Below are 22,398 nucleotides of genomic sequence, written 5' to 3' on the forward strand. Positions count from 1 at the left end.
TGCGAGTGATATGATAACCTCATCAGTATCAGCAGTAATACCGGTTTCCAATGATCAGGCTGCGTTGAGTATAGCAATTCCCGCAACAATAGATATCCTTGAGAAGAACACCCAGTGGTTTGAACTTATTATTGCCGAAGATGCGAGCACGGACGGATCATATGAACTTGCCAGAAGATGGGCGGTCCATGACAGTAGAGTTAAGATTATCCACCGGGATAAGAGATCTGGAAGGGGTTCGGCCCTGACCAGGGCCTGGAGAGAGTCAGCGGGAGATATATTCTGCTACTTTGATGTAGACCTGGCAACTGACATCCAAGAACTTCCAAAGCTGCTCCAGGCAATCGAGGATGGGTATGACGGCGCCACCGGCTCGCGTCTGCTGGCTGAAAGCCACGTGGTGCGTGACCAGAATCGGGAGATGAAGAGCCGGGCGTATAACAACCTTGTACGAATGATCCTCGGAAGTACAATCCATGATCATCAGTGCGGATTCAAAGTATTCCGCAGGGAAATCATGGCATCACTTCTTCCTTTTGTCCATGACACACATTGGTTCTGGGATACTGAACTCCTGGTTCTCTGCCAGAAGAGTGGGTATGCTCTGGCAGAACTACCTGTCAGGTGGACACAGGGCCAGGGGACAACGGTCAGGACATCAGACATTTTCTCCATGAGCAAGGGAATTATGAATCTCTGGTTTCGTCTACACCTGACAGGCCTTGTCCGGCAGGTAAAATCATCACCAGATGTTCATCGTTACCAAAAATTTCAGCCCCGGAGTTTTCAGCGGGAATGACAAGAGGATAATACCCAACCGAGGTGTTGTCTTTATCAACCAGCTAAAGTTTTCCATTTTATATACCTTGAGATCAAATAGAGATTGCTCTTTCAATGGGAATACCCATGATTGAGTTGAAATACAGGATCCTGGTATGCTTCGCCACCTTTCGTGTATTAGGTTAGCATCTTTACCAGCACAAAGATGTTAGCCCTGCATTCCGGCAAACATACCCTGAATTCAGTATGAATGGTATCACAACCCTACCACAGGAGACACCGAAAACCAAGCTTGTCATAAAGCTGGCGACGGGGGTACCATGATCCTGTATACCCACCTCCTAAGAGAACTGCAGATCCGAATGGGGGAAAGGTCCTCCCCTTTCCCTCAATTAATTCTGCCAGACTTTTGAACGTATTCTGTCAGTACTTGTTCTCATACCCTCAGGTGTGCAGAGCACACGGCTTTTCTCTCAAATCAGTCAGTGAGAAATTTAAAGCAGCAGGTCATCAGGTATTATAGGATCTCGTATACCGATGGGAATAAAAATGCCGGCAAGGCAGCATGATAACAGAGTTATACCATCGTTCAGAAGAAGACTTCTGATTGTCATCACCTCGATCTTCTTCTTCTTCATCGTGCTCATGGCCGGCATCATCTACCTGTCCGCTGTCTCCCAGGTGATGAACGATTTTAACAGCACACGGCTGCAGGCAGAAAAGACCTTTATCTCATCCGCACTTTTGACAGAGTATGGGGTTGAATCGTTTGACTCCCAGTACGACTTTCTTCTTCAAGACAGAATACTCCAGTTTTTCCATGCCTACCAGGAGAAGAGAACAGATCCTGCAGCCGTCGATTTGGAGGCATTAAGGAAGAAGTTCTTGCTCGATGCACCAGGTGATCTGGAACTCTATCTGATCAACAAGAACGGGGTTGTGGAGTATACGACCTATGAAAAGGACAAGAATGTAGACTTCAGTAAATATCCGGACTTTTTTTCATCACTCACCAGCATAAGACTCGGAGACGAGTTCAGATCAGATCCCTGGATCAGAGATTTTGATGATTCACAGGTTTACTGGAAGTATGGATATCTTCCGACAGATGATCACGAGTACATCCTTGAGATTGGGCTGAGAAATGAGAACTACTCGCGGTTGCACACCGAGATGATCACCCAGCTCCGAAGAGTTGCAACCGATGCCCTGGATATTCCCGGGCTCATTCATGCAGATGTGTATGACAAGGCTCATCGAAAAAGCAGCATCTGGTCTGATGACGGGCAGAAGAACCGGTCAATGAGTTCTGGTTCGCTGAACGGAGCCGAACTGGAAGAGGTACTGAACAGGACACTGGAGTCTAAAAAGTCATCTGTTATCGACAGATCAGACCAGAAGCAGATCATCTCGGTGCAGTATATCAATCTCTCAACAACCAGATCCACATCTGGAGCAGAACGGAGTTATGTCGGAGTTCTGGTCTTCTCTACAGATCCAATTGAACAATTAGTCCTGTTATACAGAGCCCGATTCATACTCATTACAATTATTGCTCTATTGCTGGCTCTTATAGCTGCCAGGCATTTATCTGTCTATATCTCCCGGCCGATCGAGATGATGACTGAAGATGTGGGAATTATTGCTTCTTCATCGCTCTCCCACCAGGTTCGCGAGACCGGTGTTCATGAGACTGAAAAACTGAGAAGAAGCATTAACTCGCTTGTAGCGAGTATAAAGGATTACATCGCAGAGATAGAGAACCAGCAACAGGAACTCAGAACTGAACTGCTACTCAGGGTTAAGGTTGAGAACGCTCTTGAAAAGGCAAACAAACGACTGACGCAGCTATCACAGATCACCAGGCACGATATCCTGAACCAGATTACTGCCCTTCAGATATTTCTGGAGATAATTCCCGGAACCACCGATAAACAGAGCGCTGACGAGTATACAGGAAAAGCACAAAAGGTGTTGTCCAGCATTACCACGCTCCTCTCTTTCACGTACGACTATGAACAGATCGGGCAGGACGGACCAGCCTGGCAGAACATCGGCAACATTCTCGATGATCTTCAGGATGAGTTATCAGATCAGATTCAGATCAAACATTCGTGTAGTACCGTAGAGATCCTGGCAGACCGGCTGATAAAAAAAGTATTCTATAACCTCATTGACAATACCATCAGGCATGGTGCAGCATCAACCATCACGGTATCATTTGAAGAGAGAGATTCCGGATACCTGATCTATCAGGATGACGGATACGGAATTGTCGATTCTGATAAGGAGCGGATATTCTCCAGGGGGTATGGGAGAGGAACTGGTATCGGTATGGCTTTCATCAGAGAGGTCCTTGAATCAGATGATATAGCAATTCGCGAGAACGGAGTTGAAGGTAAGGGTGCGAGATTTGAGATCATGGTGCCTCCCGACCATTACCGGATCATAGAGACCTGAATGATCCCAGGATCAGGCACATGTAAATCTTATATTGTATTGATACCAGTCAGAGGATATGAATAGGTAGTATCAGATTATACTATCTCGATCAGGTTGGGTATTTTTTAAACCAGTCCCGCCATTCATCCCGGAATCTGCAACAGTACTAGCCATCCACACCCATATAACAGGGCTGAACAAGGTTCTGTTCTGAACAATCTTCACGAATGATAAAAAAAATTTACACTACTTCACGTACCCTCTGGCAAATGACTCGATATTATGAATGATGTCACTGCTTCCTGATATCGCAAGATCATCAGCAAATATTGCAGGATATCTGATCTTTGTCGTGTTGAAACGGCCTTTATATTCGGTGAACAGACTGCGGTTCTCTTGTGAATCTCCAAGATTGTAGTATGTGATTTTGACATTGGGGTTACGTTTCTCAAAGAACCTGACAGAATTCAGAGCCTGCTCACAGGACTGGCACTCACGATCATAGAAAAAGACCAGCGGAACAGGATTCTTAATCAACCCCGCAACGGTTGTGTTGATAATGCCCGGGATCAGATCCTGTGGAACATCGGTACCGTTTGTGAGAAACACCGAGGCTGATACCGGCTGGTTTGCAAGAATGAGAAGCACCGCGACGACGGCAGATCCAGGAATAAGGTACCTATAGATTGATTGTGTAGTCATAATCTCTGATCCGCATATTTTGTTTTTATAAAATCCTATGTAGCACATTTGTCCTAGTTCTCAATTAGCAGTATTATATCTATTTCATAATCTTTCATTGAAAGCGATAAAACAATCATTGTATCTGTATCATCAGAGTATTAGATTATGGAAGGTTGTTATGAGAAAAATCCGGGTGCTTCAGGTTATTATTCTGTTATTATGTTTATTCCAGACAGGAAGTGCGAATCCGATATCATCATCAGGCAAATTCACGTTTAATACAAGTATAGATCCTGGTGATGATCTCTTCAGTTATGTGAATGATGGATGGGTTGCCGAACATCCACTCCCGGCAAACAAAAGTTCGTACACTACATTTACCACAATTAATGAAAAGACAGAAGATCAACTCCACACTCTCTTTGATAAGGAAGCAGCAGATTATGCTTCTGGAAAAGAGAGCCTCATCGGTAAATTCTATGCAAGCGGGATGGACAATGAAACTATTGACAACCTCTCAGTCTCTCCTCTGTCTGACGAAATAGCCAGAATTAATTCCATCTCCACACGACAGGACCTGTTCAATGTCTCGTCACATCTGATCGAGAATGGTGTCGCACCGTTCTTTTTGTATTATGCTGACCAGGATCCCACCAACTCGACATGGGTAATTCCACAGGTGGAACAAGGCGGATTAGGGCTTCCAGAACGGGATTACTACTTCAGAAACGATACTGAGACGACTGATATCCAGAAAGCATACAGACAGCACATAAAGAATGTCTTTACACTCCTCAATTATACAGAAGCGGACGCTGATGAGTATGCCGGAATAGTATACAATCTTGAAAAAGAGATGGCATCATCACAATACACAACTGTTGAGAACCGTGACCCTGTCAATACCACCCATATTACTCAATGGTCTGACCTTTCATCGCAGTACCCGAATATTGAATGGGAGACACTTATTGCCATCAACGGTTCAGGCCATGCTGACAGGATAAACCTGCATCATCTGACCGCAATACAAAAACTGGATCAGATGTTCGGGTCGGTTCCACTCGATGATTGGAAGGTATTTTTAATCTACAAACTCGTGGATTCACTCTCCCCCTGCCTCTCAGATCCATTCGAATCGGAAAATTTTGACTTTTACAAGCACATTCTCAACGGGGTTGAATCACCAGAACCACGGTGGAAACGTGTTCTTACCGTTGTGAACTTTGCAATACCCGATGAAGTCGGAAAAAAATATGTACAGGCATATTTCAACGCAGATGAACGTGAAAAGGCCAGATCGATCTCCCATGCCATCAGAGCAACACTGAGGGAGAGAATTGCAAACCTGACCTGGATGAGTGACACGACAAAGCAGGCTGCAATAGAGAAAATGGATGCGATAGTGGAGAAGATCGGGTATCCCGACGTCTGGATTGATTATTCAGGGTTAAATCTCACAAACAGTTATACCAGCAATGTCCTTGAAGCAGGACGATTTTCTATGATTTACGGTCCTAACGGCCTTGAAAAGATCGGAAAACCGGTTGATCGGACAACATGGCTCATGTCTCCGCAGACCGTGAATGCATATTATAACCCAACCCTCAACGAGATCGTATTTCCAGCAGCCATATTACAGCCACCATTTTTTGATCCAAACGCCAGTGATTCTGCCAATTACGGAGGAATAGGCACAGTAATTGGTCACGAGATGACCCATGGCTTTGACGATCAGGGGCGGCAGTTCGATAAAGACGGCAACATTCGTGACTGGTGGAATGCAAATGATTCAGCCAGATTCAAGGAGCAGGCTGATCGTATCGTTGATCAGTATAATCATTTTGAGATTATTCCAGGTGTTTTTGTGAACGGCAATCTTACTCTTGGTGAAAATATTGCTGATTTTGGAGGTCTGACCCTGGCATACCATGCCTGGGAAGAGAACGGAAAGGATGCAGGTGAAATGGCTGGCTCAGATAATATCACTCCGGCTCAAAAAGTATTCTTATCCTTTGTACGAATCTGGAGTGGAGTAGCAAGGGATGAGTTTCTCAGAAGTGATTCGTATACCGATCCGCATCCATGGGTAAAATTCAGGTCTAACGGTCCACCGTTCAATATCCCTGAGTTTTATCAGGCATTCCCGTCGGTCGGACCAGACAATGCTCTCTACCGGACTCTTGAGCAGCGTCCGGTTATATGGTAACCGGAAAGAATCAGCAGTGAAGAAGCCTGCTTTCCATGTGAAGTAGGGAAATAATTTCAATCCTTTTTTTGATACGTTGTAGAGAAAAGCCTTCTATGTGCAGGCCCGACATGTAGATGATATCGCCTTCAGAATGACAGTTAGGTATCGTAATAGCCACATGAAATACGGAATCAACCTGAGATTATCAATGAAAACAGTAACCTTCTTCCTTCTTCTTACTCTGATCACTATCACAACAGTATCTGCTGAGAACCAGGGGTACTCGATCACAAAACACATCGTAAACCCCGGCGATGTCATCGGTGAGACCGCATGGTCAGACAATCTCATGACCAATGGCGGGAAGCTGGCTGTAAACAAGAATTTTGATTTTGATTCACAGAACCAAGCCGTGAACACATACAATATCCAGGCCCAGAAGATACTCACATATGACACCACCAACGGATCGCACCTGCTCGGCGAGGAGAGTTATCTCCTGAACATTGCAGGATCATACAAACCCGCGGATGACGAACATCTCCGCTGTGTGTATGCTGCAAGCGATCTCACCTGGCTGCCTGCATTCTGCAACACGGTCCAGGCAAAAGTCTCACTCATGAATATCAACCATGCACAGATATCAGAGACAGGCAGTATCAGGATGGTTGGCGAAGATCTGATTCCTGCCGGGCTCAACTACCAGGTTGCAATCACCCCGGATTCGAGTTCAGGCGTATCGGTAGCCGATGGAATTGTCAGAACTACATTCAGGGGATCTATCATGGAAGCCAGGGACAATCAGACCAATGTTTCTGCCACAAACCAGTGGAAAGATCTGACTGGTGTGGCAGGAGACATTAAGAACTTCCAGAAGGCATTCTCGTACCAGTCAGGACTTAAGATCTGACGCTGACAATTAATTCCATTTTATACGATCAGCCTGCGTTCAAAGAGCCTAATCGCAATATAGGCAGCAACGATCATACCAATGATAATCCAGGCCAGATTTAACGGCCACAATGGCATGGCCCCGCCAACCATGATCCCCCTGGTCAGGGCAACCACGTGGGTGAGTGGAAGGGCTACGAGTGCAAAGATCTGCAGAGATTCGGGAAGCAGGCTGAGCGGGAAGAAGGTTCCACTAAAGAGAAACATCGGGGCGATATAGAGGAGCGAGGGGTAACTTAAGGCATCAATGGATGGTGTGACCGCTGAAAAACATGCCGCAATCGCAGAGAAGAGGAACCCTGCAAGGAATGCGAGAGGCAGAATGATCAGACTCTGGGGTAGATCTGCAAGTCCTAGCAGGGAGAGAACCAACAGGATTGCCCCGGCAGAGATCAGCCCACGGGTTGCTCCCCAGAGGATCTCACCAAGTATGATCTCCCGCAGACTTATCGGGGTGGCCATCATTGCCTCGAACGACTTCCCGTAGTACATTCTGACATATGTGCCATACGCACACTCGAAAAATGAGGCGTTCATAACCGAGGCAGCCAGAATTGCAGGGGCTATGAAACGGACAAACGAAATACCATCCACTTCTCCGACATATGTCCCGATGCCAAACCCAATAGCTCCAAGGTAGAGCAGAGGCTCGACAAAGGGAGGAAGGGAGTTTACTTTGATATTTTTGCGAAAGACCAGCAGGTTCCGGTACCACACATGGTATGAACTGCGAAGCAATTGTCTTGTGGTATCCCAGTATGAAGCACTCATTCCCGAAGCCTCCTGCCTGTAAGCATCAGAAACACATCTTCAAGACTCGCTGGCCTGGTCACGACCCGGATACCCGGACAAACTGAGAGGATCTGATCTGCAATCTGACGTGGTGTTCTGGTCTTGATCTGAATCGTTTCACTGACCGACTCAAATGAAATCCCTAGAGATGTAAGGCAGTCAACAACTTCAGGTATATGATCAACCTCCACGATGTCCATGCCGATATGGGTCTCGATCAGTTGCCTTGGAGATCCTTCCACCAGGATCTTCCCCTGATCCATGATAACCAGCCGGTCACAGAGCCGTGCAGCCTCGTCAAGATAATGGGTGGTCAGGACGATGGTGTTCCCCTGGGCACGGATATGCTGAAGCCGTTCCCAGATGTGATGACGTGCCTGGGGATCCAGCCCGATCGTTGGTTCATCAAGGATCAGGATCTCGGGATGGTTGATCATCGCCCGTGCCAGGAGCAGTCTCCTCTTCATTCCACCGGATAACTGCTCGATAAGAGTATCACGTTTAGCAGTCAGTTCAAAGAAGTCCAGTAGTTCTTCAGTCCTGGTGCGGGCATCATCAGGTGCAATGTCAAAAAATGTTGCGTAGATTAACAGGTTTTCTGCAACGGTCAGTTCGCTGTCAAGGTTGGTCTCCTGGGGAACCACACCGAGCCTGCCGCGAATCTCCCTTCCTGCCCCGTTTGGGCCAAGAAACCCAAAAAGCTCCCCTTTTTTTACTGAAAAACTAATTCCGTCAACTGCAGTCAGGGAGCCATACTCCTTCTTAAGATCTACTGCTTCAATTATTCCGGACATTTTTTTCCTGCATACTACCAGTATACTGGTTATCAGGTTGCTATGAAATTGGTTTTTCTGCTTCAGATTTTAATGACCAGCCCTCAATAGACCGAGGATACACTCAATTGCGATAAGGATGATCACAACCCATTCTAGAAAATTTGAGTGTTGTATCCTGACTTCTTCCGAAAGCATAGAGTAGTTCTCATGAATCACCTCAATCTTCCTGTCCACACTCCCACTCCATTGACTGCTCCGCATCACCTTCAGGGCTGTCGCGTACACCCTGGCGTAATACACATCCTCGGTGACTTTGATCAGGTTGTTGACCTTTTCAGTGATCTCCGATATCTCGGCATAGGTCTCCATCAACTGGGCCATGATCACATGATATTGGCGCATCCTGCGAATACGCCACATACGGTCCGCCTGCTCGATGTCATCGTACATCTTCTCCATCTGACGGTTGAGCATCCGGTCATAATACCTGAGTTCAAGAACCTGGACACTGGCAAACTCGATCAGATCAATAAGATCGGTGGGGTTCTCAGGGTTGCATAGCAGGGCTGAATCATACGAGAGGATCGCAATATCTTCAGTTGTATAACTGAGTGTGTTCCTGACGATCTCTTCCCGCATTTGGGATGAAAACTGTGTTCTTTCACCACTTAGCAGTACAGCAGGGTCAATGCTCTGATCGATCCTATCGGTGACGTAAATAGAGTAATCTTCAAAAAAATCAGGTTCGATTGAGAGATTCTGGATATGAGGGCCGAGGATCTCACCCAGGTTCTTCAGGTAAATTCCAAAGAGTTCTGATAATCCTTCATGCCCTGAAAAGAGCAGTACCGTATCTTCGAGAACTGATGAAGGCGCCTCATGATCCTCGTATAGAAAACAGAGACTGATCGCTCCGATATCATACAGACGGGCGATGACGCTCATATTGTAAGAAATTCCCTGGCGCTCAACGCTCACCTCATGCATCTTGAGCATGAGTGGCGGATCCTCCATCATGATAGACTTCGGGTTAACCCGAAGAAAACTTGCCCTGGCAGTAAAATAGCTCCGTGCAAGTTCACGTTCGAGTTGATCGAGATTAATCTCTCTTCCAATATCGTATATGCGGTAAAAACGGAGTGAAATCACTCTTCACAACTCTCCTTCCGATATTCCTATGAAAAACAGGACTCTATCGTATATATGAGTATGTCGTCAAAGAAGATACTCACATCGATCATCTGCTCATCAACAAAGGGAGGAGAACTTTGAATCATTACCAAGGTCATGTAAAAAAAATATTATCTGATACATATCTCTGGATTTGTTTATTTTTTATAGCAATTTATACGATCATCTTCTCCATTTTTGCAATAGAGAAACACCAGGCATACCATAGCGGGATCGATCTGGCAGTATATGAGCATTTATTCTGGAGTACAATAAACCAGGGATCATTTTTCACCAGCACCCTGGAGGGAGTAAATACATTTGGAGTCCATTTTTCTCCAATTCTGTTCGCCCTCATTCCAGTGTATATCCTGCACCCTGCCACTGAAACACTGCTGGTGCTTCAGACACTGCTTCTTGGAGGAGCAGCCTTGCCACTTTTTTCCATCGCACGCCATTGTATCGATGATAAAGCAGGCATCATAGTCGCAAGTGCATACCTGATGTACCCTGCTTTGCACGGGGTGAACCTGACAGACTTTCATGTGGTATGCTTCGCTTCACTCTTCTTTTTTTCAGCGTTTTATTTTTTAAAAACAGAGAACTTCAGATTGTTTTTTCTCTTTGTTCTTCTGCTGGCCTGTACTCGTGAAGATCTCATACCAATAAGCGTAATGATCTGTATCTATGGTGCATGGCAGGTAAAACGAAGCAGCAAAGATTATAAGTCATTTCTGATCATCGCAGGAATTCTGGCAGCCTGGTTCTTGATTGTAATTGGAGCCATAATGCCGGCATTAATACCAGACGGATCTTCCGCTGGTGGACATATCTTTCAGTACCAAAAGATGATGGAAGGCTTTGGTCATTACCAGATAAACCGGTTGACTCATGCAGCCCTTCTACTCGCACCCATCCTCATACTACCCCTCTTCTCTCCTGACATCCTCTTTATCGGGCTTCCCGGATTTTTGGAGATATTTCTCTCACCAAGTCCATACTATTACAGCATAGAATACCAGTACTCGGCGCTCATCATTCCCTGCCTTTTTATTGCAACAGTAAAAACTCTCTCAACAATAAAAAATTTTGATCGGCATCAGATCTCATGTCTCTATAAACCAATACTCTGTTGCCTTTTAATATCCGGGTTTATCTGCATGTTCCTCTTCTCTCCGAGTCCACTGCGATCAGGATCTTTCTCAAAGTCATACGATCCCACGATTACAGAACATAATCTCGCAATGGATGAGATTCTCGCATCAATCCCTCAAGATGCTGCAATTGGATCACAGGAAGATATCCTCCCCCATATTTCCAGAAGAACAAACCTGTACCAGGGTTTTAATGAAAAAGCCGATTACATCATCGCAGATAATCAGACAAAATTCATAGATATCTTCCATAACTCGGCTAATTCCCTTGCATCATGGAACATGATCTATTCAAAATCAGGGATCACCGTATTTAAAAATCCTGCCCTGCACCCCTGACAACTCATTTTTATATTCTTCAATGAACTTCATCAATACTAACCTGATTGCGCGGAGAAGATGATCAGGAAAAACTCGTCTTCAGGTATCTGCAAATTGCATTATAATCATAAGGAAATAATTTTCAAGATCGCCCAAAAATAATTTTTGGGCGAAATTAATCCGCAGTTGTTCGATTTAAAAGGAATATCCCATCGTATTTCGATAGAAACTGTTTTTTATTAGGAGATTGACATTTTGGGGCGTAATAATACTCAAAGATACGATACGAGGATGATTATGGTAGGAATTTGGACAAATCTCCGGCAAAATGCGGGAAAATATCAATGGAGAGATGGTAGTGCCTTCGCGTAGTGAAGAAAAAACATGTTCATGTGAAGGTCCATGTGACTGTGCACATACTACCATTGAAAACCCGATACCTCCGGCAGGCCGGAGAGTCGGACTGAACCGCGGAATAAGACCATGGATGGCGAGTCTCATCGCCATCGGAGGAATCATCGGCTCTTGTTACTACCTGGGATCAGGGTATCTCATCAGCCAGATGGGACCGAGTGTCATTTTTCTCTACTTCATCGGTGGCCTGGTCATCTACACCGTCATGCAGTCATTTGCCGAACTGCTGGTCAACATTCCCCGCCATGGGAACTTCATCAGTTACTCAGCTGAATTCATCTCGCCAACCTGGGCTGTAGGAACCGGCTGGAGTTATTGGTTCAACTGGTGTGCATACATCCCGTCAGAGGCAGTAGCCGGTGGGATTATTATGCATGTATTCTTCGACAATGTCCCGGTTGTAATATGGGCTGTCATATTCCTGATTTTGATCACAATCCTGAACATCATTCATGTTGGCGGGTTCGGATTTGTCGAGAGTACCCTGGCACTTATTAAGATCATCCACAATGTGGCATTCTGTATTGTAGCAGCCCTCATTGTGATCGGACTTGCCGGTACAGGCCCGGCTATTGGGCTAAGTGTCCTCTTCCCTCCCGGTTTTACCTGGACTGATGCTATATTCCCGGTAGGGTTTGTGATCCTTCTTGCAAACATGGCCCTCATTTTTGTTAACTTCCAGGGATCAGAGATCGTAGGACTTGCTGCAGCGGAGACTCAGAATCCGAAGACTGTTGTTCCCCGTGCATGCAGGAATGTGGTATACCGGATCCTGCGTGTTGACATCATCCCGATTCTGCTGCTGGTCATGATCCTCCCATACTCTGAAGCAAACCTTCAGGACAGTGTATTCTCAATGGCTCTTGCCAAGTATGGGTTCACAGAAGTTGCCGGAATCCTCTCGTTCATCGTACTCACCGCTGCCTTCTCCTGTGCGAATTCAGGATTTTACGGGGCTGTTCGTGCACTCTACGGCCTCTCACTCGAAGGCATGGCACCCAAGACGTTCTCAAAACTCAACAGGCAGTGCACCCCGATGTATGCCACACTCTTCACCCTGCTCATCTGCTGGGCAGTGCTCGGACTATGGTGGTTCTCAAACGGGGAGAGCGAACTCTATGTCTGGCTCCTCTCGGTCTCTGCATTCACCGGGGCAATATGCTGGATATCGATCTGCTGGGCACAGATATCCTTCAGAAGGAGGGTATATCAACGTGGGTACACCAAGGCAGATATCGAAAGTCCTGCACCCCTCTCACCATGGTTGCCTCTCTTCATCGGGATCATCCTTGAGGTGTTTGCCCTGGTGATCCTGGTCTTTAACGAAGATCTCAGGGGTTCCCTGTATCTCTCAATACCAGCTGTGCTCCTCCCGATGATCGTCTACTATATCGGGATGAAAATAGGAAAGTTCAAGGGCATCAAGGTTGTCGAGCCCGATGAACTTTCCTTTGATGAACTCTTCCCTGACAAGCGAAACAGTCAGTAAGAATAACAACCCTTTTTTAGTCAGGAAAACAACCTCCCGCAGGGATTCCTGAAATTATGCAGTTTGAGCAGAACATCTCCCGTAAAACTGGTCTTCCACCCGGGACACCGATCTATATCGGCGATGATACCCCGGTAGAGACAACAATTCACCTGCTCGTATATTCCGAACAAGAGGCTTCAGGATTTGAACAGGTACCACCCCAAGATCTACCTGCACGGATTCCTGAAGGCAGTAATGCCTGGATCTCTATCACCGGACTTCGTGATGCGACCCTGATAGAACAGGTGTTAAGTTCCTTCTCCGTACATCCGCTGGTAACAGAAGATATTCTCAATACCAGGACACGGTCAAAGATTGAGGAGTTTGATCAGTATCTCTTCATAGTGATGACACATTTTCATCAGACAGAAGAAGGGGTTCACGAGGAGCAGGTCAGTCTGATTCTGACCAATAATATCCTGATCACCTGCAGCAACTCAAAGGGATTGTTCGGCCACATCGAGAACAGGATAAAGCGATCAACCGGCCGCTTCAGGTTGAACGGGATAGATTACCTGGCGTATACGATTATTGATACCATCGTCGACGGGTACTTTTTTGTCCTTGAGAAACTGGAAGAGCGGGTGGAGGACCTTGAAGATGAGGTTGTGAATTCACCGGGCAAGGAGACCATCAGTCATGTTCAGGAGTTCAGACGTGATCTGATCTGGTTCAGGAGAAAGATATGGTCGCTACGGGAACTGATAACAAGACTTGAACGGACTGACTCGCTCCTGATCAGGAATACCACTCATCTCTATCTTCGCGATGTCTATGATCATACCATCAAGATTGCAGAAGATGTAGATGTGTACCGGGAGATGGCAGAAGGGCTGATGGAGATCTACCTCTCAAAGATCTCAAACAACACGAACGAGATCATGAAAGTTCTCACCATTATCGCCAACATCTTCATCCCGCTCACATTCATTGCCGGTATATACGGTATGAACTTTGAGTACATGCCAGAACTCTCAAGTCCGTACGGGTACCCGGCCATTCTTCTCGTTATGGCCACGGTCAGTGCCACCATGCTTGTTTATTTCAGAAGGAAAGGATGGATTTAGTTGCAATCCTTAAGGCTGTATAGATACCTACTCTTTTTCAGCAGTTCAGAAAACCTGAACAGCCTCGCGAATCCGTTTCTGTGAAGTCCCGTCAGGACCTGTCACTGCAAGGGCGACAGTGTAGATGCCAGGCTGTTGATAGGTGTGGGTTGGATCCCTGAGATCAGAGGTCTCTCCATCTCCGAAGACCCATTGCCAGTTGGTGATTTGCCCGGTTGAACGATCATGGAAGGTTATGGTGAGAGGACTTTTTCCGCTTCGCCCTGACAGGGAGAACGCGGCTACAGGCTTTTCATTCTCAGGAGCCTGAGTTCCCAGTTCGCCTATACTCGAATTCTGGAGACCTGATTCATTCGTAATCATACCTGAAGCGACAGGCTCAATCGGCTCTGAATCTGAAACAGGACTCTGACGTTCAGTTTTTTCAGCGCTCTTTTCATGTGGAGATACCCGAATCAGAGTCGTGGTGCTGTTCTCTCCATCTGGTCCGGAGACATGAAGATTCACCGAGTAAGTACCCTCTGACTGGTAGATATGAGTAGGATTCTTGTTTGTGGAGACTGATCCATCGCCGAGATCCCAGGTCCAACCGGTCACCAGACCTGTGGACATATCAAGGAACTTTACGGTCATGGGTGCGGGACCTTCCACTGGTTCTGCATAGATGACTGCAGTGGGCGGGATCTCTGGTTCGGATACTGTGATATACCCTCTCCTTATTGCCACATCCTTTCCTCCCGGCCCGGTAACGGTTTGTGTTACCGCATAAACTCCTGCCTTGGTATATGTTATGACCGGATCTTTCTCATCAATGATGGTACCATCACCGAGATCCCAGTTCCAGGAGGTAACAACCCCGGATGAGAGATCCTGGAAGTGAATCTCAAGCGGGGCAGTTCCGCTCCGCTTATCTGCTTTGAACCTGGCGACAGGAGCTGCCGGGAGATTCTCAACCGTGATCAGATCCTTCTTTATCTCGGCTGAATTTCCTGCCTTACCTGATACCTTCAATCCTACTGTGTAAACCCCAGGCACTGTGTACTGGTGAATAGGGTTCTTCTCATATGAACTGCTTCCATCACCCATGCTCCACTCGTATTGGCTGATGGATCCCGATGACGTATCTGTGAAAGAGACATTCAGCGGTGCATACCCGGAGATCGGCGAAGCGGTGAAGCCACTAACAGGAGTCTTCAGACCTTCAAGGATCGTGATAGTACTGTTGAGTCGTATCTCATCAGAACCGCCCTCTCCGGCAATAACCAGTTTTACATAATAATTCCCTTCTGTTGCATAGCTATGGGTCGGGTTCTGTTCATACGAACTTCCCCCGTCACCGAAGTCCCAGGCATACCCGTCGATATTTCCTTCAGGCTCAGCCTCGAATGAGACCTTAAGTGGGGCTGTTCCATTGACTATGTCTGCAGCGATACTCGCCGTAGGGCCTGTGTGATTCTGCTGCACCGTCGGTTCAGAAAGGGGTACTGATTCGGTTTTATTTTCTGAGGTGAGTATCTTCGGCTCTGATACCGTGATGTATGCAGGGATCACTTTCCTTCCCTGGCCATCAGGACCATAGAGGAGGAGCGTGAGATCATAGGAGCCGGGTTTATCATAGGTATGAACCGGGCGTTCTTCTCCTGAACTGGACCCATCACCAAAGAGCCACTCGTACCGATCCACTTTCAATGCTGAATTGCTTGAAAACGAAACAGTCAGGGGAGCAGGACCGGTGGTTCTGTCTGTAGTTACGAGAATACCGGGTAATTCTGAAACTGCTTGAGAACTTTTCGGGGTTTCAGTCCGTGTGCTCTGAGGAATGACAGGTCCTTCTGCGTTTTGAGGAGCGACGGTTGCCAACTGGACCGGCTGTATTTCAGATGTTACATCTTCACTGTGAAGGATGGGAACAACTGGCTCCGGTGATTCGGCAGATTCCAATAATGGGCTATCTTCAAAACCTCTGACCACAATCTGCTCATCAGTCCTGCTCTCTCCGGCAGGCCCTGTCACGATCAATGAGGCAGTATAAACACCTGGCTCGCTATAGGTGTGGACCGGATTTGGATCAGAGGAGGTTGTTTCATCACCGAAATTCCAGTTCCTTGTGGTGACGCTTCCGATAGAAACATCTGTGAATGTCACGGTGAGTGGTGCGGTTCCGTTCTTTTGATCAGCAGTGATGACTGCTTTGGGCATTGAAACCGATGAAGTAACCAGAATCATCGAAAGATCTGAATTCTGTGAACCTTCCGGACCGGTAACGGTTAAGGAGACTGCATAATTGCCCGCCTTGGTGTAGGTGTGTGAAGGGTTCTGATCAGAGGAACTGCTACCATCGCCAAAGTCCCAGGCCCACGAGGTAATCTCCCCGGTAGAGGCATCTTTGAAACGAACTGCCAGAGGGGCAGAGCCTTCATTGTTGAACGTGGTGAACTTTGCAACCATCGCTTTCTTTTTAGCAGGAACCAGGGTAGCCACTGGTTCCTGGGATTCAGAAACCACAGATGGAATACTGGTGACTACAATGACCGGAGTAATTTCAGGGGTTGGAACCGGGGTCGTCACAAGTTCCATGGGTTCGGAAACCACAGATGGAATACTGGTGACTACAATGACCGGAGTAATTTCAGGGGTCGGAACCAGGGTCGTCACGGGTTTTATGGGTTCGGAAACCACAGTAGGAGTACTGGTGACTACAATAACCGGGGTAATATCAGGCGTCGGAACCGGGGTCGTCACAAGTTCCTGGGGTTCAGAAGCCACAGTAGGAGTACTGGTGACTACCGGAGCAGGAGTTATTTCGGGAGTGGGCAGGGTTGTTGGTTCACTTACGATGATACCCTTCTCTGAATGACTCGAACCACCAGGGCCGCTCACGGTCAAACCTGCCTGATAGGAGCCGGCTGAAGAATATGTGTGCATCGGGTTGGTTTCAGCGGAACTGGTACCATCACCAAACTCCCAGTTCCAGGATGAGATGCTGCCAGTTGACATATCCATGAAAGATACAGCGAGAGGGGCAACTCCTGACACAGTATCAGTAGAGAATCCTGCTTTCGGGGTTGAAACCGGATCACTTACGATAATATTTGTTTCTGCCTGACTCTCTCCGGCAGGTCCCTTAATGGTGAGCCGGGCGGTGTACGTGCCTGACTTGGAGAATGTATGGGGTATTTCAGACTCTGCCCCACTGCCACCGTCACCAAAGTCCCAGGTCCTCGTAGTCACATCACCGGTTGAAACATCAGTAAACGTTACGGCAAGAGGGGCATCACCGGCTGTTGTATCTGTAGAGATCATTGCTACCGGCTGCTCAATGAGATCCGTGACTGTTACCATTGCAGGCACAGCGGCATTTGCACCACCATCGGGACCTGAAATGGTGAGTGAGACGTCATACACTCCTGCACGGCTATATGTGTGTACTGGATTCTGTTCTTCAGAACTCGTACCATCACCAAAAGTCCAAAGCCAGGAGTTTACTCTTCCGGTCGAATTATCGGTAAACGCAACCATCAGCGGGGCCGAACCTGTCCGGGGCTGCGCCCGAACTGATGCTTCAGGTGGAAGAGCTACCTCGATGGGCTCAGTACTCATCGTGGTGTTTGAACCCTGGCTCCCCTGAACAGTCAGTCTGATTGTGTACTTTCCAGGAGTCGTGTATACGTGCTCAGGAGAGGGGAGGTCGGATGATGTCCCATCACCGAAGTCCCAAGACCAGCCTGTCGGGCTGCCTGAAGAGTTGTCGGTGAAACTGACCGCCAGAGGAGCAAGGCCACCAGTTACCGAAGGCATGAAGTCAGCATGAATGGCAGGTGTCAAAAGGTTCAGAAGATCGGTTTCAGACTTTCCAATATCCGGAGTAGGAGTAAAGGTCGGGGTGGGCAGTGGGGACTCTACGGGTACCGGAGTAGAATAATCGGTAGGGGTTGGAGAGGAGAGGGATAATATTTGGGGGCTAATCGTCTGTACCGGCTCTTGTGCACGGGTAGATACTGATGCTTCTGAAACCTTTATGTATCCAAGTCTTGTCTTCATGTCCGAGCCGGCAGGGCCTGTGACACTCAGCGAGATTGAGTAGATCCCAGAAGATGTATAGATGTGAAGGGGGTTTTCTGCGGTGTCATGTGTTCCATCGCCAAAATCCCAGTACCATTCACCAGGTGAGCCGGTACTGGTATCAGTGAACTGTACAGCAACTGGTACAGCACCTGACTGGAGATCAGCCCTGAAATCAGCGACCACTGACTGATGTCCGTTCTCTATGACAATAGAAGGAGTCTCTGCAAGAGAAACTCCGGAGATTATTCCGATAATGCATACCAGAAGAATGATCCTGACTGATGCTCCCATGTACATCCCCCCCAGTAAAACCCGGTTGTGTTGAATATAGGGGGTTTATAAATAAAATCTATTCGCCCACGAATTACATACCTGCTTCCTTTTGCAAGTATCAGGAGAAAAAACAATCAGTATCTGTCATCTCCGGTCACACTGGCAGAGGGATCAGAGGTTTCCGGTATCCAGGTGTCTGCCGGAATAACGAGATCAAACCGGGCTCCACTCCCATAGATTCCGGTTTCTGTGATAGTGATACCAGAAATAGATAATATCTCGCGGGACATGGTCAACCCAAGACCAGAGTTCTTCCCATACCCATGGAGAAAAATCAGGTCTTTCTCTTCTTCCCTGATACCCTGTCCATCGTCCTCAATTGTAAGTATGAGTTCCCGATCAAGATTCTGAATGGCATGAATCAAAATTCTGGTGATGTTGCCGCCATGGCGGATCGCATTTTCCAGCAGATTGTAGATGACCTTCTGAAACAGTGGATCCGCATAGATCATCCCGGGAGGGACATTCACCGTGATCTGAACCGTATCATTGGCAAGATCACAATCTGCTGACTGAATCACCTCTCTTAAGTTCAGCCACACGGGATCATGAGAGCCGACTTCCTGATACTGGCGTGAAAACTGAAGATGATGAGCGATCTTCTCCACGAGGGTGATACAGGCTGTAAAGTGAGGATTATCAGGTGATACACTATCATCGTCCCTGATCAATGAGAGATACATTTGCAGAGGAGTGACCAGGTTACTGATATCATGACGAGTCAGTCTGCTCAGCAGGGTGATCTTCTCATTTGCGATTTGTAACGCCCGTTCGGCTGATTTCCGGGCAGTAATATCCCGTATGATCAGGATGATGCCTGCAGGATCACCTTCCGGATCTCTCACCAGGGAACTTGCAATACTGACCGGTTTTCCTGACCCTGAAAGAACAGACTCATAATCAGAGAGTGTTCCAGATTCAGATACGATCCCTGTGATCAGCGAAAATGTTTCACCAGAGATCAGGGAGGTCACCTGCTTTCCTGGCATCTGATCCTGATTTATCTGTAAGAGATCTGCAGCTGCGGAGTTTCCGGAGAGGACAGTGCCACTCATATCAGTCAGAACAAGTCCATCCGGCATCGTCCGGATGATGTTGGTCGCCACCGTTTCAGGTCCAAGGGTAAAAAGACCGTACTTCAGGATGGTGTATGCGATTATGATCGAGAAGAGAACTATACCAATGAAGACAAGGTTGGGGATATAAATCCCATACCTGGGGAAGTAGAACGCCGATTGGGAACCAAAGCCGATTACAAGCAGGAAACCTATACTAAGAAGAACGCATTGCCTGCGAATCCTCGCCTTTTGTGATCTGTACCAGGACTGAATACTGAGATATGCTACTCCCAGCATTATCAGCAGGAAATAAAGGGATTCGATCTGAAACAACACACTGTCATAAACAGGAGTATAGTAGAATCCAGACCCTTCCTGTGGTAAAACCACGTAGATAGATTCAGTAAAGATCTCAAGACAGGCAAACGCCAGCGATGGAAGATATAGAAGAATGAGAATCTTGAGGATATGTTCACGTCTTGAGAGCGGGTGGCTGGTGAACACAAGGACGAAGTGTACAGTCATGGCGATGACCACAGTCCAGAATGAACTTGCTTTCAGCCAGAACAGGGAGCCTTCGTAACTGTTCACATGCCATATGAGAAATTCACCTACTGCCCAGTAAGCCGCTCCAACCATAACAGCAAAGAAGAGACGGTTTACCGGAGAGGACGTATTCTTAGAGAGAACAAAAAGGCCAAGCCCATAAGTTATGCACGCTGAGGCGAGACAGAACCAGACCAGTATTAAAGACAAATCCATGCAGAACCTGAATATCTGGATCAGAATGATGCAAAGGATAATCCTGATCGGGTAACAATATCAGAATTTTATAGCGACTTACTTATTTAAATATCTGATGAATATTGAATCAGTGTTGTAAAAAAGCAGAGTCGGGCAGACCCACCGAACGCCGAGGGGGAGATTTGAACTCCCGAGGTGAAACACCAGTGGTTTTCGAGACCACCGCCTTCCCGGGCTAGACTACCTCGGCCCAGATAGCAACATTAATTGAACAAATTCAGGTTTAAGGATATCGAAGATTCCAGACAAGGAATAAAAAAAGAGGGTATTACATACCACCAGGAGCATCGTTGCGTGAAACCATCATGTCATCAACACGAAGCAGCATCTCGACAGCTTCTGCTGAGGACTGGATAGCCTGACGTTTGCACCGGAGCGGTTCGATAACTCCCTCGCTCAGCATGTCAACACCCTTACCGGTGAAGACATTCAGACCTAAGTTCTTCTTCCCTTTAGCATGGGCAGACTTGAGTTCCACGAGTTTGTCAATCGGGTTCATGCCTGAGTTCTCTGCAAGGGTGATCGGGATGATTGCAAAGGCATCGGCATAGGACTCGATTGCGATCTGCTCTCTCCCACCAACGGTTGCTGCGAACTCACGGAGTTTGACAACCAGTTCGGTCTCGATTGCTGCACCACCTGGCACATATTTCCCGTCTTCCATGGTGTCCATGACAACACGGGTCGCATCCACCATTGCCCGCTCCAGTTCATCGACCAGGTAGGTGGTGGTTCCACGTAGCAGGATAGTGACGGTCTTCGGATTCTTGGCTCCGAAGATCTTGGTCATCTCGGTGTCCTCAATCTCCTCTGCACCAGCAGCGGTTCCAAGCATTGACTTTGTCAGATCGTCTGCCTTGTTTGCAATGGTTGCATTCAAGGCCCGGGCAGCAAACTTCATGTCCTTTTCAGGAACATCCTCAAGAGCCATGACTCCTGCCTTGGCAAGGAAGTACTGGGCTGCATCGGCGATGCCTTTCTGGCAGAGGAGAACATTTGCACCAGTTGCGATGACTGCATCTGCCATTGCCTTGAGTGCTTCGCGCTCCTGCTGACCGAATGCCTCTACCTGTTCGGTGCTGTTGATCTTGATCTTGGCCTTGACCTCGGTCTTTCTGATCTCAAGAGGACTTGTAATCAGTGCAACCTTTGCATTCTTGATGATACGTGGCATTGCCTGGTTGACACGGGTCTTTTCGAGAACTACTCCGCGAACCAGTTCAGCATCATCCATTGAAGAACCCTTGTGGGACTTTATCTGGACATCGTCCTCGTCAACGATGACCTTCTTACCGCTCTTCTCTGCAACGGCTGTGACTGCATCCACTGCAATCTCGCTGATCTTCTCCTTGACGTTCTCGATAGACTTGCCGGTGATGGCAGTCTGCACGATTGATGCAAGGATCTCCTTGTTGTAGGGATCGACGGTGGTTGCCATGCTATCAAGGATCTCAAGAGCCTTGGTCATTCCCATCCGGTATCCACGACAGATGACAGTCGGGTGAATCTTCTTGTTCAGAAGAATCTCTGCCTGTTCCATCAGGGAACCGACAAGGACTACAGCGGTGGTTGTTCCATCCCCGACCTCTTCGTCCTGGGTCCGGGAGACCTCGATGACCATCTTGGCACCTGGGTGCTGTACCGAGATCTCATCAAGAATTGTAATTCCGTCGTTAGTGATGGTGATGTCCCCGGTCCCATCAATAAGCATCTTGTCCATACCCCGTGGGCCGAGGGTGGATCTGACAGCCTCGGCAAGTGCCTTTGCGGCTGCTATATTTGAGCGCTGCGCCTCATATCCGTGCGTCCGCTCTACATTTTCTCGTAAGATGATAACAGGCTGTTGCGCAAGCATAGAGTATCCT

General features: G+C 47.4%; 14 protein-coding genes and 1 tRNA gene. 7 read left to right on the forward strand and 8 right to left on the reverse strand.

The window, feature by feature from the left end:
- The first annotated feature begins 10 nt into the window (after positions 1 to 10).
- Both ACHZA2_RS01630 and ACHZA2_RS01635 read left to right on the forward strand, forming a co-directional pair.
- Positions 11 to 799, forward strand: coding sequence for a glycosyltransferase family 2 protein (locus ACHZA2_RS01630; RefSeq protein WP_319578244.1), 789 nt, complete (start codon positions 11 to 13; stop codon positions 797 to 799).
- A 518-nt stretch (positions 800 to 1,317) separates the two neighbouring features.
- Complete coding sequence (locus tag ACHZA2_RS01635; RefSeq protein ID WP_319578245.1) at positions 1,318 to 3,240, forward strand: HAMP domain-containing sensor histidine kinase; 1,923 nt, start codon at positions 1,318 to 1,320, stop codon at positions 3,238 to 3,240.
- A 228-nt stretch (positions 3,241 to 3,468) separates the two neighbouring features.
- Here ACHZA2_RS01635 and ACHZA2_RS01640 read toward each other — a convergent pair whose 3' ends face one another.
- The gene (locus tag ACHZA2_RS01640; protein ID WP_319578246.1) at positions 3,469 to 3,924 is read right to left on the reverse strand and encodes a hypothetical protein; all 456 of its coding nucleotides are present in this window, start codon (positions 3,922 to 3,924) and stop codon (positions 3,469 to 3,471) included.
- A 160-nt stretch (positions 3,925 to 4,084) separates the two neighbouring features.
- On the opposite strand from ACHZA2_RS01640, the gene ACHZA2_RS01645 reads away from it, so the two are divergent.
- Together ACHZA2_RS01645 and ACHZA2_RS01650 are read left to right on the forward strand one after the other, a co-directional pair.
- Positions 4,085 to 6,115, forward strand: coding sequence for a M13 family metallopeptidase (locus ACHZA2_RS01645; protein WP_319578247.1), 2,031 nt, complete (start codon positions 4,085 to 4,087; stop codon positions 6,113 to 6,115).
- A 190-nt stretch (positions 6,116 to 6,305) separates the two neighbouring features.
- Positions 6,306 to 7,007: a hypothetical protein gene (locus ACHZA2_RS01650; protein ID WP_319578248.1), complete on the forward strand. Its 702-nt coding sequence runs from the start codon at positions 6,306 to 6,308 to the stop codon at positions 7,005 to 7,007.
- Between the two features lie 20 nt (positions 7,008 to 7,027).
- On the opposite strand, the gene ACHZA2_RS01655 is transcribed toward ACHZA2_RS01650, so the two are convergent.
- From ACHZA2_RS01655 to ACHZA2_RS01665, 3 genes are all read right to left on the reverse strand, one after another.
- Complete coding sequence (locus ACHZA2_RS01655; protein WP_319578249.1) at positions 7,028 to 7,819, reverse strand: ABC transporter permease; 792 nt, start codon at positions 7,817 to 7,819, stop codon at positions 7,028 to 7,030.
- Positions 7,816 to 8,634, reverse strand: a complete 819-nt coding sequence (locus ACHZA2_RS01660) for an ATP-binding cassette domain-containing protein (protein WP_319578250.1) — start codon at positions 8,632 to 8,634, stop codon at positions 7,816 to 7,818. Before ACHZA2_RS01660 ends, ACHZA2_RS01655 begins: the two co-directional genes overlap by 4 nt.
- 69 nt (positions 8,635 to 8,703) lie before the next feature.
- On the reverse strand, positions 8,704 to 9,765 hold the full coding sequence (locus tag ACHZA2_RS01665; protein ID WP_319578251.1) for a hypothetical protein: 1,062 nt from the start codon (positions 9,763 to 9,765) through the stop codon (positions 8,704 to 8,706).
- A 119-nt stretch (positions 9,766 to 9,884) separates the two neighbouring features.
- Here ACHZA2_RS01665 and ACHZA2_RS01670 point away from each other — a divergent pair, with 119 nt between their 5' ends.
- The 3 genes from ACHZA2_RS01670 to corA all read left to right on the forward strand — a co-directional run bounded on the left by ACHZA2_RS01670 (position 9,885) and on the right by corA (position 14,273).
- Positions 9,885 to 11,279 carry a DUF2079 domain-containing protein gene (locus ACHZA2_RS01670; RefSeq protein WP_319578252.1) on the forward strand — a complete coding sequence of 465 codons (1,395 nt, stop codon included), beginning with the start codon at positions 9,885 to 9,887 and terminating at the stop codon, positions 11,277 to 11,279.
- 310 nt (positions 11,280 to 11,589) lie between these two features.
- Positions 11,590 to 13,164, forward strand: a complete 1,575-nt coding sequence (locus ACHZA2_RS01675; RefSeq protein ID WP_394698456.1) for an amino acid permease — start codon at positions 11,590 to 11,592, stop codon at positions 13,162 to 13,164.
- Positions 13,165 to 13,220: 56 nt separating this feature from the next.
- Positions 13,221 to 14,273 carry a magnesium/cobalt transporter CorA gene (gene corA / locus ACHZA2_RS01680; RefSeq protein WP_319578254.1) on the forward strand — a complete coding sequence of 351 codons (1,053 nt, stop codon included), beginning with the start codon at positions 13,221 to 13,223 and terminating at the stop codon, positions 14,271 to 14,273.
- Positions 14,274 to 14,318: 45 nt separating this feature from the next.
- Here corA and ACHZA2_RS01685 read toward each other — a convergent pair whose 3' ends face one another.
- The 4 genes from ACHZA2_RS01685 to thsA form a co-directional block, all read right to left on the reverse strand.
- On the reverse strand, positions 14,319 to 18,629 hold the full coding sequence (locus ACHZA2_RS01685; RefSeq protein ID WP_319578255.1) for a PKD domain-containing protein: 4,311 nt from the start codon (positions 18,627 to 18,629) through the stop codon (positions 14,319 to 14,321).
- Between the two features lie 116 nt (positions 18,630 to 18,745).
- Complete coding sequence (locus tag ACHZA2_RS01690; protein WP_319578256.1) at positions 18,746 to 20,491, reverse strand: histidine kinase N-terminal 7TM domain-containing protein; 1,746 nt, start codon at positions 20,489 to 20,491, stop codon at positions 18,746 to 18,748.
- Between the two features lie 149 nt (positions 20,492 to 20,640).
- Positions 20,641 to 20,723: transfer RNA gene (locus tag ACHZA2_RS01695), tRNA-Ser, on the reverse strand.
- Positions 20,724 to 20,801: 78 nt separating this feature from the next.
- Complete coding sequence (thsA, locus tag ACHZA2_RS01700) at positions 20,802 to 22,388, reverse strand: thermosome subunit alpha (protein WP_319540502.1); 1,587 nt, start codon at positions 22,386 to 22,388, stop codon at positions 20,802 to 20,804.
- Positions 22,389 to 22,398: the final 10 nt, after the last annotated feature.

This window comes from uncultured Methanospirillum sp., assembly GCF_963668415.2.
GTDB lineage: Archaea > Halobacteriota > Methanomicrobia > Methanomicrobiales > Methanospirillaceae > Methanospirillum.

Excerpts from the sequence above, each read along its gene's own strand:
- ACHZA2_RS01675 (WP_394698456.1), top strand. The coding sequence starts at position 11,590 with ATGCGGGAAAATATCAATGGAGAGATGGTAGTGCCTTCGCGTAGTGAA.
- thsA (WP_319540502.1), bottom strand. The coding sequence starts at position 22,388 with ATGCTTGCGCAACAGCCTGTTATCATCTTACGAGAAAATGTAGAGCGG.
- ACHZA2_RS01690 (WP_319578256.1), bottom strand. The coding sequence starts at position 20,491 with ATGGATTTGTCTTTAATACTGGTCTGGTTCTGTCTCGCCTCAGCGTGC.
- ACHZA2_RS01650 (WP_319578248.1), top strand. The coding sequence starts at position 6,306 with ATGAAAACAGTAACCTTCTTCCTTCTTCTTACTCTGATCACTATCACA.
- ACHZA2_RS01685 (WP_319578255.1), bottom strand. The coding sequence starts at position 18,629 with ATGGGAGCATCAGTCAGGATCATTCTTCTGGTATGCATTATCGGAATA.
- ACHZA2_RS01660 (WP_319578250.1), bottom strand. The coding sequence starts at position 8,634 with ATGTCCGGAATAATTGAAGCAGTAGATCTTAAGAAGGAGTATGGCTCC.
- corA (WP_319578254.1), top strand. The coding sequence starts at position 13,221 with ATGCAGTTTGAGCAGAACATCTCCCGTAAAACTGGTCTTCCACCCGGG.
- ACHZA2_RS01655 (WP_319578249.1), bottom strand. The coding sequence starts at position 7,819 with ATGAGTGCTTCATACTGGGATACCACAAGACAATTGCTTCGCAGTTCA.
- ACHZA2_RS01640 (WP_319578246.1), bottom strand. The coding sequence starts at position 3,924 with ATGACTACACAATCAATCTATAGGTACCTTATTCCTGGATCTGCCGTC.
- ACHZA2_RS01630 (WP_319578244.1), top strand. The coding sequence starts at position 11 with ATGATAACCTCATCAGTATCAGCAGTAATACCGGTTTCCAATGATCAG.
- ACHZA2_RS01645 (WP_319578247.1), top strand. The coding sequence starts at position 4,085 with ATGAGAAAAATCCGGGTGCTTCAGGTTATTATTCTGTTATTATGTTTA.
- ACHZA2_RS01635 (WP_319578245.1), top strand. The coding sequence starts at position 1,318 with ATGGGAATAAAAATGCCGGCAAGGCAGCATGATAACAGAGTTATACCA.